The sequence below is a fragment of the Providencia sp. UF-183 genome (assembly GCF_058246155.1).
In genome coordinates, this window is sequence record NZ_JBSICD010000005.1 from 127,628 (window position 1) to 141,093 (window position 13,466).

Annotated in this window: 11 protein-coding genes and 1 pseudogene; 9 read left to right on the forward strand and 3 right to left on the reverse strand. The window is 36.7% G+C overall.

Annotation, left to right across the window (positions count from 1 at the left end; all coding sequences use genetic code 11):
- Positions 1-34 precede the first annotated feature (34 nt).
- Positions 35-232 (forward strand): annotated as a pseudogene (locus tag AC4IFT_RS06235) (recombinase family protein); the annotation flags it as partial.
- A 378-nt stretch (positions 233-610) separates the two neighbouring features.
- Here AC4IFT_RS06235 and AC4IFT_RS06240 read toward each other — a convergent pair.
- The 3 genes from AC4IFT_RS06240 to AC4IFT_RS06250 form a co-directional block, all read right to left on the reverse strand.
- Positions 611-3,277, reverse strand: a complete 2,667-nt coding sequence (locus AC4IFT_RS06240; RefSeq protein WP_490750854.1) for a DUF927 domain-containing protein — start codon at positions 3,275-3,277, stop codon at positions 611-613.
- A gap of 75 nt (positions 3,278-3,352) precedes the next feature.
- Complete coding sequence (locus tag AC4IFT_RS06245; protein ID WP_490750855.1) at positions 3,353-3,604, reverse strand: hypothetical protein; 252 nt, start codon at positions 3,602-3,604, stop codon at positions 3,353-3,355.
- Positions 3,605-3,752: 148 nt separating this feature from the next.
- Positions 3,753-4,589: a hypothetical protein gene (locus AC4IFT_RS06250; RefSeq protein WP_490750856.1), complete on the reverse strand. Its 837-nt coding sequence runs from the start codon at positions 4,587-4,589 to the stop codon at positions 3,753-3,755.
- A 131-nt stretch (positions 4,590-4,720) separates the two neighbouring features.
- Here AC4IFT_RS06250 and radC point away from each other — a divergent pair, with 131 nt between their 5' ends.
- The 8 genes from radC to AC4IFT_RS06290 all read left to right on the forward strand — a co-directional run bounded on the left by radC (position 4,721) and on the right by AC4IFT_RS06290 (position 13,384).
- Complete coding sequence (gene radC, locus AC4IFT_RS06255; protein WP_490750857.1) at positions 4,721-5,152, forward strand: RadC family protein; 432 nt, start codon at positions 4,721-4,723, stop codon at positions 5,150-5,152.
- A gap of 257 nt (positions 5,153-5,409) precedes the next feature.
- Positions 5,410-5,961, forward strand: coding sequence for a recombinase family protein (locus tag AC4IFT_RS06260; RefSeq protein WP_257644765.1), 552 nt, complete (start codon positions 5,410-5,412; stop codon positions 5,959-5,961).
- A 10-nt stretch (positions 5,962-5,971) separates the two neighbouring features.
- Positions 5,972-6,367, forward strand: coding sequence for a hypothetical protein (locus AC4IFT_RS06265; RefSeq protein ID WP_140180217.1), 396 nt, complete (start codon positions 5,972-5,974; stop codon positions 6,365-6,367).
- Positions 6,368-6,372: 5 nt separating this feature from the next.
- A complete protein-coding gene (locus AC4IFT_RS06270; RefSeq protein WP_140180215.1) occupies positions 6,373-7,125 on the forward strand; it encodes a glycine zipper domain-containing protein in 753 nt (250 codons plus the stop codon).
- Positions 7,126-7,462: 337 nt separating this feature from the next.
- Positions 7,463-8,242, forward strand: coding sequence for a hypothetical protein (locus tag AC4IFT_RS06275; RefSeq protein ID WP_140180213.1), 780 nt, complete (start codon positions 7,463-7,465; stop codon positions 8,240-8,242).
- On the forward strand, positions 8,232-10,532 hold the full coding sequence (locus AC4IFT_RS06280; RefSeq protein ID WP_490750858.1) for a UvrD-helicase domain-containing protein: 2,301 nt from the start codon (positions 8,232-8,234) through the stop codon (positions 10,530-10,532). The genes AC4IFT_RS06275 and AC4IFT_RS06280 overlap by 11 nt, the downstream gene beginning before the upstream one ends.
- 346 nt (positions 10,533-10,878) lie before the next feature.
- Complete coding sequence (locus AC4IFT_RS06285) at positions 10,879-12,120, forward strand: integrase (protein ID WP_490750859.1); 1,242 nt, start codon at positions 10,879-10,881, stop codon at positions 12,118-12,120.
- Positions 12,121-12,586: 466 nt separating this feature from the next.
- Positions 12,587-13,384 carry a hypothetical protein gene (locus AC4IFT_RS06290; protein WP_490750860.1) on the forward strand — a complete coding sequence of 266 codons (798 nt, stop codon included), beginning with the start codon at positions 12,587-12,589 and terminating at the stop codon, positions 13,382-13,384.
- Positions 13,385-13,466: the final 82 nt, after the last annotated feature.

Genomic DNA, 13,466 nt, shown 5'->3' on the forward strand with positions numbered 1-13,466 from the left:
TTAGTTCAGTTACGATTATCAGTGTGGTCTTAAAAAACCGCAGGTAAGTCGTCGTCAGCGGCAAAAACTGGAGAGTTGAACGCGCTCATATGTTCGGCAAATACAAAGATAAGTAAGCTTATCAGGAACGACACCAAAAAGTCATGTATTACAACTCAGTATCCGAGAAACAGCTAAGGCAACGGGCTATAGTTCTTCGCAGGTTTGCAGGGTTCAGGATCTTTATAAATAATTGGAAGCTGATAAAAAAACAGCCTCAACGTACAATAATTTTTGACATCCAAACTGCCCCCTACTTATGAAATCGTGATTGAGAATATTGCAGGTATTGGAAAGGGGTGTAACGTTACATTTTAAGAGAACGTTACAGCAGATCCCTATAATATCAACGTGTATCGCTGTTACGCCAGTTACGTCATAAAAATACGTCTCTGAACAAAAATTAGAACAGCCTAAAAGTTAGTCTAAGCGTCATTCCTATTATTAACGCATTTAGTGACGTTACACTCGTAACAGCGATACAAGCCGACATTGAAACATTTTTTGTTACATCACGCTGATAGTGTAACGTAACAAGGAGAGGTCCCCCCCTCCTTTTTAACTTTCACGATTAAACTGTATAACTTTCCATTACCTCACACCCTTCATCGCTTTGGCCTAAAAGTGTCCCTGATACAACATAGGGTTGTTGCTCTTCTACCTGTCCAACATCGAATATTCGCTCAGATATAGGGTACACGCGGCGAAGACCACCACCTTGCAACCGCTTCGTCACTGCGGATGTCTTAGGTAAAAAACCTAATTTAACCAATACGTTGGCGACACTTTTATGATCGAGTCCCTGACAAATATCGTTGCGAAACGATTCAGGGAAAACACAAAAGTCGTTGCCATCTTTGCAGCCCCAAACAGGTCCATTCGTATTTTGTCCAAATCTAGAGTCTCCCCATTTGAGTAATCGACCTCTAACAACTTCAAGTGCTTGGTTAGATTCGTGTGAGCCTTCGCCTCTTTCTAACAACCATGCATCAAAACAGGTTTTCACACCACGAAAAGCTTCACCTTTTTCCCAGCCAGTAATGTTTGCTGCCAACTCTCCCGCTGCTGCAACGAGGGCAAACCGATTTGCAGCACGTTTTATCTGCCCATCCACATTATCGGGCACATATTGTAAAAACTCTGTCATCAGCTCCCTTAGATTTATTGAGTACTCAGTCTTATTGCCAGCTAACTCCGTCAAAAATGCTCGAGCCGCAACACCATAGTATTGCTTGCTATTACTATTTAACATTTCGGCAAAACTTGCCGCATCAGAAAAACCATGAAGTTCTTCAAAGATACCTAACCCTTTTCCAGCATCTGCAGGAATGTCGATAAAACGAACTTCTTGCCCCGCTTTGACCATTTTTCCCGCCTGACTCATTAAATTTGACAAGGAAACTTCACCTGCTGAAACAAAAATGAGCCTCCATGTTTTCAACGATACCGCCCCACCGGAACGGTTTGCTCGTTGCTTGCTTGACCCATTAGCCACCATATACACTGTCTGAGCTGCTTCACTGGGGTTTTCATCTGCCATCTGACCTAATTCATCAATGACAAGCGTTGCATCATTATGAGCATAGGCGACACTCTCAAGTCCATTGGACGTTGCACGCCATGTCAGCAAGTTATCCGCAGATCCCCATATTCCTTTACACACACGCAATGCCGTTGTTTTTCCTCGGCTACTTTCACTTCGAATATGGAAACCACCCGATTCTAATGCGTGATCTAAATCCAATAATGGTCCCGCAAACGCAGCAGCGACCATCAAAATTAATCGGCTGTTACCTTGGCAATAAGCCGCTACATTACGCTGCCATTCTTCTAGTGTCCCCAATTGTTCATAGCCTGCCGGAGCGCCATACATAGACTGATAAACAACGCGTTCAGAGCTCGCCCCAATAGCTTCATTCGGTAAAACAAATACTTCACCATACCAACCCGTTTGAGATACATTACGGGCACGTTCTACTGGTTGAACATTTGAAATAAAGCTTATTAGGGCTTTATGTTCACTTGGGTTAAATTGCAAGCCTCTCGAAACCAAAGGTTCCAATATTAACGATGGATCTTTCACTATTGCAGCTCGAGGTAAAGCAAACAGATGTTCATGGTTATCCAAGTCTGCAAACTTGAGGACTATTCCCCACTCTTTATTCTCCTTATCTCGAGACAGCGCTTGCGGATACAATGCAGAACAAATTTGTGCATCATACGTCCCTTTGTCCGTAGTTCGTTTTTGATATAACCACCCATTATTGAAAAAATAATCAGCAGGTATCCTCATTCGGGCAATAGCAATAACTGGACACAACTGACGTTTAAGTTCATCAATCCCTTCTAAAACAGCTAAATCATTGGCATCTGTCGGTTGTGTTGATTCATCTTGAAACTGAGGTATAAAACACGAACAACCATATGATTTTGCCGCTTTTTCCGCAGCGTCAACGCCCGCGTTTCTCTCTTTATACTTATCATTATCAGCAATAATCACAATCGGTACATTTGTTTTACTTCGCACAGCTTTAACTACTTCAGATAAATTACCGCAATCAATCGCCATAATGCAGGTATACCCTGTCGCCTCATAACAGGATGCCGCTGTCGCAAATCCTTCGGTTATCAATATGGTGCTGCTATCACCTTCAATCACATAGCAAGCCCCTTTTTTACCACAATCTTTATAAAAGCGTTTAGTACCATCCTCCCAAATACGTTGAGCCGTTATGAAACCACCTTGATATTCACTCAATGGAATAACCAATTGATTACCATTGACTAATATACCATGCGCCTCCACTTTTTTTCGCAACAAATAAGGATGATGATTTGAAGCTGGAGGAAGTCTTTGAATATCCTCTTTTAATGCAGCTCTATTTTCGTCAAATAGGGCTTCTCGTGCTGCATCCTTGGCTGCTCTTAATTGCTTATATTCATCTATTCTTGTTTTTTGCTGTTCCTCTGACACTGAATTTAACCCATCACTACGCCAAATTACCTCACCTAATTCCTCATGAAAACTTTTCGCTATTAACCAATGAATTTTACCATTTTCATCGGCTAATGTTTTTATATAACCACTTGTTTCCCCTTCTTTGTCATGTGTATCTTTAAAACGAGGATAGTCGACCTCGATATCTTTTATTTCTGCATCTTCAGCAGCAAGTTGACGTTCTTTAGCTAACTGTAATCCCGAATCGAATGCGTATTGATTGTGTTCATCAATAGTCATAATTAACTCCAATGAGTGTTTAAGATAAAAGTTTGATGAGCCTCACTCATTTGAATGAGGCAATTGATTAATGAATTAATAGTTTTTTATAGAAAACTCTTCAAGGTCACCATAATCATCAAATATGAGCTTGAGGAAATAATGACCATCACAAGTGAAAAACTTATAGTCATTGGATTCAGGGCAATACTCGACGAAACCATCTTCTACATAGAGAATATCTTCGAGAAGTTCAGGTATGTATTCAAGGCGAGCTTCTTCACTATTGATTTCTCTAAATAGAGCGATTTTAGTGCGAAGGTTTAAGTTGTTTAATTGATTATTCATATTATCTCCTATGATAGTTAGACCCACCCTTGGCGAGTTGGGTCATATCATAAGAAATAAACTACAAAATTAATCCTCCCCCTAATGGGGCCTCATAAGCCCCCCCTTGATTTCCTTTAAGGAAAAGGAAATGATGAGGGGATTTAGCTTAAATCCCAGCAAATAATTCAGGCATAGCATCAATGAACGTGTTGCAACTACTCAATCTTTGTAAGTGTGTTAATGCATCATCTACACCAAAAAACCATTGGTCCTTTCCACTTATTATTGAATTTAAATATTTGACATAATCATTCAATTTTTCCTTATTATCATCATTGAGGAGATTATTTTCATCGAACCGAATGGTATTAATAATGTTTTCTTTTACGAATAACTCTTCCAGATTATCTGGATGCACTGAAATTTTATTTATAATACAACTTTCTCTTTTATTTATATCACCATCAATTTTAAATTTATAGCAAAGCTCACCAAATAACTCTTCATAAAATGATCCATTTTTACTATTTTTATATTTTTTAATATCTTTTTTCGTATAACCCAGAGTCATCATTATAGAAACTCTAGTTAGCAGGTAATGGTAAATATAATCACTTACTTCAACTTTTTTATTTTCTTGCTTCCTATAAGTTACGTTTAGAAAAAAAGAGTCTTGAAATGACTGAAACTCATCACCTTTTTTTAATTGATTATCTATAGCCTCATATAAATAACGTCTAATATTAGGGGGTAATTCCATATTCTTTTTTAGCATGGAGGATATAAAACGCAACAACATTTCCGCAGTTCCTTTTGGGACTCTTTTGTTTTTTTCATACTTTAAATAAGGTATTTCTGGAATTTCATCTTTATTTTTAGCTTGTAGCTTACTAAAGCTATCTTTCTGACTTATATATTTCTTATTTTTTACCATTGACATAACTAAATTATGCAAATGCTCATAGTCAACTAAATCTCTATTGTTTTTATTTTTATCCATCATATTAATCCCTCTAGTTATTAAAGCCTGAATGTAACAGTTAGAATGTAAAGCAAATCATTCAATATGAACACATAAAATAATACGCTAATTAAAAGGTATAAGAAAATAGAACAATATATTAGGAGATTGTTATGCAACAAAAAATCAACGAGGTTAGAGAGTACCTATCTATGCAGCTATACCATACCGAACAACTAACATCCCCTCGAGATACTTATGACTTCCTCGCTGTTCAACTCGGAGATAAAGAGCAAGAAGTGTTTTCAGTAATCTATCTGAATGCCCAAAATCAAGTCATACAGTACGTTGAGATGTTTAACGGCACCATTAATCACACAAATGTCTATCCCCGAGAAATTGCGAAGTTAGCCTTAAAACTCAACGCAGCCAATATTATCTGTGCCCATAACCATCCTTCTGGTACGGTAACTCCATCAAAAAGCGATATTAAAGTTACCGATAAGCTGAAAACAGTCATGCAGTTGTTCGATATAACGCTGCTTGATCACATTATTGTGGCTGGTGGAGAAACAATATCATTTGCTGAAAAAGGTCTGCTATGAAAGCAATCCTCCTCACTGCATTAATAAAAGGGCTTATCACATTTGCCTTTCATCTACTAAAAGTTGTATCGGCGGCATACAACTAAACCTAACTTAAATTTCATTATCCCCCTACCAATAAGCATGCTTCGATATCATACCACCAGCTAAATAACTCAATAAGTTATCCCACCATAGCAAAAGTGGCTATTTGAGCTTTGGTATAGAAATCCATCATACCATGCCCTATCGCTAGGGGTAAGGAGGCCATTGTGGCAATGATTGGTTACGCACGAGTATCAACACGAGGACAGAGCTTAGAGACTCAACTCAACTCGTTGCAAGATTGTGACAAAATATTTAAAGAAGTCATCAGTGGAGCAAAAAACAACCGCCCCGAGTTAGCGGCTCTACTTGATTATGTTCGAGAGGGCGATACCGTCAAAGTCACGAAGCTTGACCGCCTTGCACGTAATACAAAGCACCTCCTCGAAATATCCGATTACCTTGAATCTAAGCAGGTCAGACTGCTCATCATGAATATCGGTATTGATACCGCAACCCCAACAGGCAAATTGATGATAAGCATTATCGCCGCCATTGCGACATTTGAAAGAGAAATCATGTTAGAAAGGCAAGCTGAAGGTATTGCGCTTGCCAGATTAAAAGGTCGGTATACAGGACGGAAAGCTACCGCCAGAGCGAAAACAACAGAAGTTTTGAATTTGCTCGCTCAAGGGATAACCAAACCTGCAATATCAAAACAGCTGAATATAAGTATCACTAGCATTTATCGCATTGTTAACAATCATAAAAGACTTTCATTATAAGGAAATTATCATGCCGTTTTACACAATGACAAACTTTGCAGACCGTATCTCTTTCATGAAAGATGGTCAGTATGTAGGCTCAGCAATGCCAAACGTATTCGGTGGTTATAATCTCTCAGGAGCAACTGGAGAGTCTCTAGGGCACACTAGTACTTTAGGCAACACTGAGATGTTTCACGGTGACATGGGGCAGCTAGAGGGCTTTGCGAGACCCAACATCTTTGGTGGCATTGATTACTTGAGTTCAACAGGTTCATTTCAAGCCATGTCTATACCTGATTTTCAAGGGATGACACTCCATGATATTGCTGATGGTTCATCTGAGCATATATCAATGATTGGTGATAACCTAACTGACGAACACGTTGATGGATTGTCCAGTTTCTTTCATAAATTTCTGGGGTAGTTAACATGGACGACTTTCAACGCATTGAAGCTACTGCATTAACCATCATGATAATGCAGTCTACCGGATTCATTGAAAAAGAAGAGGATACCGCTTGCCTTGTTGATATTCCCTACATACTGTGCAAAGCACTTTGCGAAAAGAACAATTCTGAGCTTTATAATCACTTAAAGCTAACTGATGAGCAAAGAGCAAAAAGCATCAGTGCAGTTACGGCTATGCTAGCAGATAACGATAATTGGCTAGGCCAAGCTGCTCATCTCTACAATCTATTTTCAAACCCTCTAGGTAAAACTATCCGAGATACTATCACTAAACAATATGATGAAAACCCTCTGGTTAGAAAGATAACACGCTTATACCGTGGATTTGGTCTTGACTTAGTACTTGGTATCTGTGATGAACTCATTAATCAAGGTGTACCACCTAACAAGTTATTAGCTGACTTTTCCGATTATCAACTTGCCAACCTTCCCTGTGAAAATTTTGATGAAGTCGTACAAGTTAACGTCGATATTGGTGTCGTATCAGGTCAAATTGACAGCAAGGAAGCGAAGTATGGCGAATTAGCAGGTAACGTAGGTGGATTTGTTGCAGGAGCCAAGGCAGGTGCGATCATCGGTTCATTCATCCTTCCCGGTGTTGGCACAATCGTCGGGGGTGGAATTGGAGCTGCCGCAGGTAAAGTATTCGGCAAGCGCATGGGGAATCTTGTAGGACAAGGCTTTATTGAAACTAAGGAGTCAAAGTCTAAATAGCTATCATCAAATATGGCGGTTAGCAAAATAATCATAGAAGTACTAACCGCCCCTCTACTAAGATTTTTTGTGCAATAGAGTTCGAAAAATTAAGAGTTTTTGTAGCAAAAAAGAACAACACTGCATATAAAAAATAATTTCATATTGTAATTAATGCATTGCTCTAAGTTAAAGGGTAGAATCGCCAACAAATAGCTTAAGTTTTTCTAATCTATTTTAGAGATTATACATTGCCCATATCAAGGCTATCGAATTAATTTCTCCAATAGAAAATACAAGCCACTCTAACAATGAAAGGTCTCCCCATAACAATATACTTATTCGAATTGAGGAAAGAATGAGAGAACTACTTACACACCCAAACTCTACTACCTTTACACAAGGAAGTATATTTGAAGGTTTGAATGTAAACCAAGATACATACACTAATGCACTCGTAATCACTGCAAGATGTGATATTGCAAATGGTAAAGCTAGAAATATTCTGTGTTTACCAATATATAAAGCAAGTGAATGGTTGAATAATCAAGGCCAAGAAATAGTTTTTAGACGAGTCGAAGGGAAGCTCGAAAATAAGTTGAAAGAACAGCTAAAAAAGCTAGGTATTTCTTTTAATTTATTATCAACTTATCCTCTGAGCACTATCACAAAATTAATTGACTCAGCCCCCCCAAAAAAAGGATGTGAAGATATTAAGCAACATCTTAATATGTTTATGTCTAAAAAATGTGATTACAGTCTCAAATTTGTTTCTGATGAAAGAAAAAATCTTTCGAGTTCATTAATCAATAATACTGAAAATTCAATTTACTTTCTAGAGCAAATTGATTTAGATGAAGTATTAGAACCATATGTAGTTGACTTATCTGAACCAATATCAATACCTTATACTATTGCAGCTAAACTATTACAGGGTATAAAAAATAGAAACACTGATGATGTTATTAATCAATACTTAACTATCTATAAAAAGGAAATATCATACATCTCCATTTTAAACTCTCCATACATAGAGCATATCTTACAAAAATTTTCTAATTTTTATAGTAGAATTGGTACTGAAGATATTGATAAAGAACTAGTGAACATTTTAAAGGATAAATTAAATGAAATATGATTTTATCTGCTTAAGCTATGAAGCAACAAAAGTAATTATTCAAGCAAGAACTTTGCAAAGTTTAGATTTTAAAAATTCATCATTCATAGTAAATATTGCTAATGGAACCTTACCTAACTTTGAAAATATAGAATTGCCAATTTATCATATAGAAAAGAATAAAGGATTATATATTCTTCATGATGATGACAAATATATGATTGAACGAGATTCAGTTACATTAGATTTTAAAGCACTATCTTTCGATGACGTTGATGATAGTATGAAAGTAACAAGCATACAAAAATCCCTCAGATTTTGCATCAAATATTGGGATAACTTATCTTATAGTAGCTCGGAGATAATACCTTTAGACTCGACAAAAGGAATAATATTTCCATTTCAAACAAGAAATGGTAGTTCATATAAAGTTGCTATTGAATTAGCTCCTTTTAGAAACAAGTCAAATAAAGAACGAAAATATAAAGGAAAACATCTTTGCATTTATAAATTTGGACAAAACTCAGGAGCTAAAAATAAAGAAGAATGTGAAGTAGGAGTACTAAAAAGAGCTTTAGATGGATTATATTCTGTTGATTTATTCAAAAACACACACAAAAAAACCTCTGAAAAAAATAAAGAAAATATATCAGGTGCAGTTAACCTAGGTGAAAATGACTTACTTAATACTACTGTTTTATTAGGTAGAAATAATCCTTTTGAACTTTTATCAGATAAACAATTAGCTTTTGTAGATGCTAATTGGAAGTTACCTGCTCGATTACATGGCCCCGCAGGTTCAGGAAAAACTATTTGTTTAGTACTGAAAGCATTAAGAGCTATAACTTCAGGTGATTATAAGCTAAAAGTTCTTTTTATTGTTCCTAGTACCGCAGTTAAAAACACTGTTGAATATTTTTTAAAGGTTACAGCTAAATCGTCAGAGTCCTTCTACGATGCTCAATTATCACAAATAAGAGTTAGAACAATTCAACAAGTTTGTATGGAGCAATTAGGTAATGATGTCAGCCAAACAGAACTTTTAGATGAAGATAGTTATGAAGCAAAGCAAACACAATTGCTCTACATTATGGAAATTGTAGAAAAAGTTCAGAGTGAACTAAAAAATCATAAAAATATCATTTCCCAAGAGTTGTATGATTTATTTAATATTGAGGATTCATTTGCCTTATCTGAGTTATTAATACATGAATTTGGTGTTGCTATTAAAGGCCGCTGTGGCAATAGTAAAGAAGAATATGTTAGTGATAAATATGAACAATTCACACTACCGACACAAACTGAAGACGATCGCTACTTTATCTTCAAGATTTTTGAAGATTACCAATTGAAATTAGACGCTTTAAGTCAATTTGATCCTGATGATATAGCTTTATCAGCAATAGGAAGGCTTGAATCTCCTTTATGGAAAAGGAGGAGAAATACCGAAGGATATGACTTTATTATTATTGATGAACTTCATCTCTTAAACTTTAATGAATTAAGTATAATTCACTACCTAACAAAAGAAAATACTAGTGCACCAATATCTTTTGCTGTAGATGCAACACAAGCAATAGGAGATATTGCTTGGAAAAATGATTCTATTTTAGATTATTTGAATATTGCAGATCATTCTAGTTTGGAGGAAAAAACAGATCTTACTATTGTGTTTAGATGCTCTACAAGTATTACTAAATTAGCATCGATGATTACCAGTTCTGGTACATCATTATTTACTAATTTTATTGATCCATTAGCTCAAGCTACAGATATTCAAATAGAATTAGAAGAATACAAGCCAGAATATATACTATATGACCAATCAAATCGTTCAATACATCAAAAAGCTATTGACTTAGCAAGTACAGTACAAAGAGATTTAAATTGCATGAAGCATAGGATTGTTATCATTTATTTTGATCGTCTGCTCTATGAAGATGCTAAAACTGAATTTGAACAACAAAATAGACCTGTTAGTTATTTACATCAACGTGGTGATATTGAAGTTATAGAGGATGCAAAAAATAAAAATGACTACATCGTGGCTATGGCCGATTATGTTGGGGGACTAGAATTTGATGCTGTTATCTTGGTCGGTGTAGATAAAGGAAGATTACCTAGAGAAGATCGTTCAATCAGTAACACTAGTAATATATTTCAAAATTATACCGCTCATAATAGGATGTATGTAGCGATCACTAGAGCAACTAAAATAGTTAAAATCATTGGTGAATCAAGAAGAGGTCCTAGTCCCTTGTTAGGAGCAGCCATATCTGCAGGTGTAATTCAACGTTTAGATATGAGTTAATAATTCAGCTCCCGAAAAGGGAGTTGAACTCATATTAAACTTCAATATTTCGCCCTTGCAGCCATGAATCGACTGTGACACACTAATGTGTCATTAACTTCATCGACATAGATAGAAGAATCAAACAGTTGCTATGGGGAGGTGCTTCAAGCCAGCTCCACCAAATTATCTTCTAAGGACGTCCAAAGAAGACTGAAAAGCCCGCTAACTCAATGAGTTGCGGGCTTTTTTATGTCCTGCACAGTCTGATGTCACCTAATTAAATCCAATCATCTTAGGCACCTTGATAGGCACCTCGTTAACCTTTATAGTTTTTGAGGTGCCTAAAAACAATGGAACATCAAAAATGGCAAGACAAACCAAACCATTATCAGTAAAAGAGATCGACGCAGCAAAGCCAAAACAGAGTGATTATGTCCTCTATGATGGCGATGGATTAGAGCTATTAGTTAAATCCAATGGCAGCAAGCTGTGGTCATTTCGCTACATTCGCCCTCTCACTAAAAAGCGAGCTAAAAAGAGTCTTGGGTCTTACCCTGCCGTCAGTCTTGCTGATGCACGTAGTTACCGCCTTGAAGCAAGAACACTACTCGCTAAGCAGATAGACCCACAAGATCACCATAAAGAGCAAGTCCGTAACACCTTAGAAGCTAAGGCAAATACCTTCCAACTTGTCGCTGAACGTTGGTGGGAAGTGAAGAAATCCACCGTCACAGAAGACTACGGTAATGATATCTGGCGTTCACTTGAACGAGATGTTTTTCCCGCCATAGGCGATATCAGCGTTACCGACATCAAAGCGCATATATTGGTCCAAGCAATACAACCGGTTCAAGCTAGAGGTGCGCTAGAAACGGTTCGTCGCCTATGTCAGCGTATCAACGAAGTGATGATCTATGCTCAAAATACTGGCTTAATTGATGCCGTACCGAGTATCAATATTGGCAAGGCTTTTGAAAAACCCAAGAAAAAGAATATGCCAAGTATTCCCCCTGATCAGCTACCAAAGCTCATGCAGACAATGCGTACAGCTAGTATTAGCCTATCTACTCGATGCTTGTTTATGTGGCAGCTGCTTACCATCTCTCGCCCTGCCGAAGCCGCTGAAGCTCGTTGGGACGAAATCAACTTTGAAACCAAAGAATGGAAGATACCGGCTGCTAGAATGAAAATGAACCGTGAGCACACTGTTCCGTTATCTGACGCTGCTTTAGCTATCTTAGAACTAATGAAACCACTCAGTGGTCATCGTGAGTTTATCTTTCCTAGCCGTATCAAGCCGAGTCAACCCATGAATAGCCAAACCGTCAATGCAGCATTAAAACGCGCTGGATTCGGTGGTGTACTGGTCTCACACGGTCTTCGCTCAATTGCCAGTACCGCACTCAATGAGCAAGGTTTCCCACCAGATGTCATCGAAGCCGCCCTAGCCCACGTTGATAAAAATGAAGTGAGACGTGCCTATAACCGCAGTGATTACCTAGAGCAAAGACGCCCTATGATGCAATGGTGGGCAGATTTTATTGAGGAGGCAGATAGAGGGAGTATTATTGAAGGTGGGATAAGAGGGATATCGCTAGTTGGGTAATTTGTGTGTACCAGCTCAAATTTGAGCTGGTACAATAATACTACAAAACTATACACCATCTATATGTCAGCTTAGTGCCAAAAGCGGACATCACGAATACTATGGAACACTAGAATTAAACCATCTCCCAGAAAGATTCGTGGTGTAAAGTTGAAATCTAACGCATACGCTATATGGGCAGCAAACAATATTCAGAAAAATTTAAACTTGAAGCCGCAAAATAGTTCACGGAAAAGGGCGAACTCTACCAATAGAATTATTGGTGAAATATTGCTCGTTAGTGATTCTATCTCTAATGATGTAAATTAACTCATTAATTTGAAGGTGATTTATGGGCTAAATATAGCAATTAATAATTTTATTTTCTGGTATTTTTATAGCGATATGAATAACTATCAAATAGCTAGAATTATCAAACTTCATAATTACTAATACACTAAATTTAGTAAAAATCATGGCGAACACAATGAAAACCAATAATCTTATTTTATTCACTGTCTTATCTTTGAGTGTTTCATTCATTCAAAATGCGATTTCAGCAGGAAATCAAGAATTATTCTCACTATCAGAAATTTGCAAAGCAGGATTATCTGTCGTCTATGATAGAGATATTGATACAATGCATTCGACCTCAGTTTCAAATAATATTAATAGAATTAAATATATAAGAAACCAAGATGGTAAATCATTTTCATATCTGTGCAGAAAAGAGTCATTATCAAGACTAAGCTTCTTCGATGAAAATCTACCGAATGCTCGTTGGTATGGTGCTGATCTGGCTGAACCTCAGGTATTTTTCTCTATGACAAACAATATACTAACAATCAGAGATGTTGTTGACGGAAGAACATTAAAAACATATTTTTTTAATAAAAGTGATTTTATTCACAATGAGGAAATAACTAAGGGTGAAGTGGATAAAATTAATATCTGGCTAGATGAATATATCCAAAAAAAAATTATAAATTCAAAGAGTTGGGATGTTAAATATATGGGTGTAAAACATACGATGGATAACCCAGTTAATACTTACATGCTGAGTTTTAATACCACAGACAAAAAATTACTAACCCTTGAAAATGCAGATATAGATGCAATTGCTTTTGAAAAAAATATATCAAGAATATCTAATTGGAAGAGTTTTTTTTGTACTGAAGATATTTCTGATTTTATGATTAAGTATGAAATTGATGTGCTGCACTCAGAAATATCCAATGATGGAAAAACACAATTTATTGCCACATGCTTTAAAGGTAAATACTAATATTTATTTTAAGGTGGTATGAAGTGGTCTACAAAAATTGTTCACAGTTTTAGAAGTTTTCCCGAATTATACTGGCCTAACA

Coding starts and splice junctions, on each gene's coding strand:
- AC4IFT_RS06280 (WP_490750858.1), top strand. CDS start 8,232: ATGAAATATGATTTTATCTGCTTAAGCTATGAAGCAACAAAAGTAATT.
- AC4IFT_RS06265 (WP_140180217.1), top strand. CDS start 5,972: ATGCCGTTTTACACAATGACAAACTTTGCAGACCGTATCTCTTTCATG.
- AC4IFT_RS06275 (WP_140180213.1), top strand. CDS start 7,463: ATGAGAGAACTACTTACACACCCAAACTCTACTACCTTTACACAAGGA.
- AC4IFT_RS06245 (WP_490750855.1), bottom strand. CDS start 3,604: ATGAATAATCAATTAAACAACTTAAACCTTCGCACTAAAATCGCTCTA.
- AC4IFT_RS06270 (WP_140180215.1), top strand. CDS start 6,373: ATGGACGACTTTCAACGCATTGAAGCTACTGCATTAACCATCATGATA.
- AC4IFT_RS06250 (WP_490750856.1), bottom strand. CDS start 4,589: ATGATGGATAAAAATAAAAACAATAGAGATTTAGTTGACTATGAGCAT.
- AC4IFT_RS06240 (WP_490750854.1), bottom strand. CDS start 3,277: ATGACTATTGATGAACACAATCAATACGCATTCGATTCGGGATTACAG.
- AC4IFT_RS06290 (WP_490750860.1), top strand. CDS start 12,587: ATGAAAACCAATAATCTTATTTTATTCACTGTCTTATCTTTGAGTGTT.
- AC4IFT_RS06260 (WP_257644765.1), top strand. CDS start 5,410: ATGATTGGTTACGCACGAGTATCAACACGAGGACAGAGCTTAGAGACT.
- radC (WP_490750857.1), top strand. CDS start 4,721: ATGCAACAAAAAATCAACGAGGTTAGAGAGTACCTATCTATGCAGCTA.
- AC4IFT_RS06285 (WP_490750859.1), top strand. CDS start 10,879: ATGGCAAGACAAACCAAACCATTATCAGTAAAAGAGATCGACGCAGCA.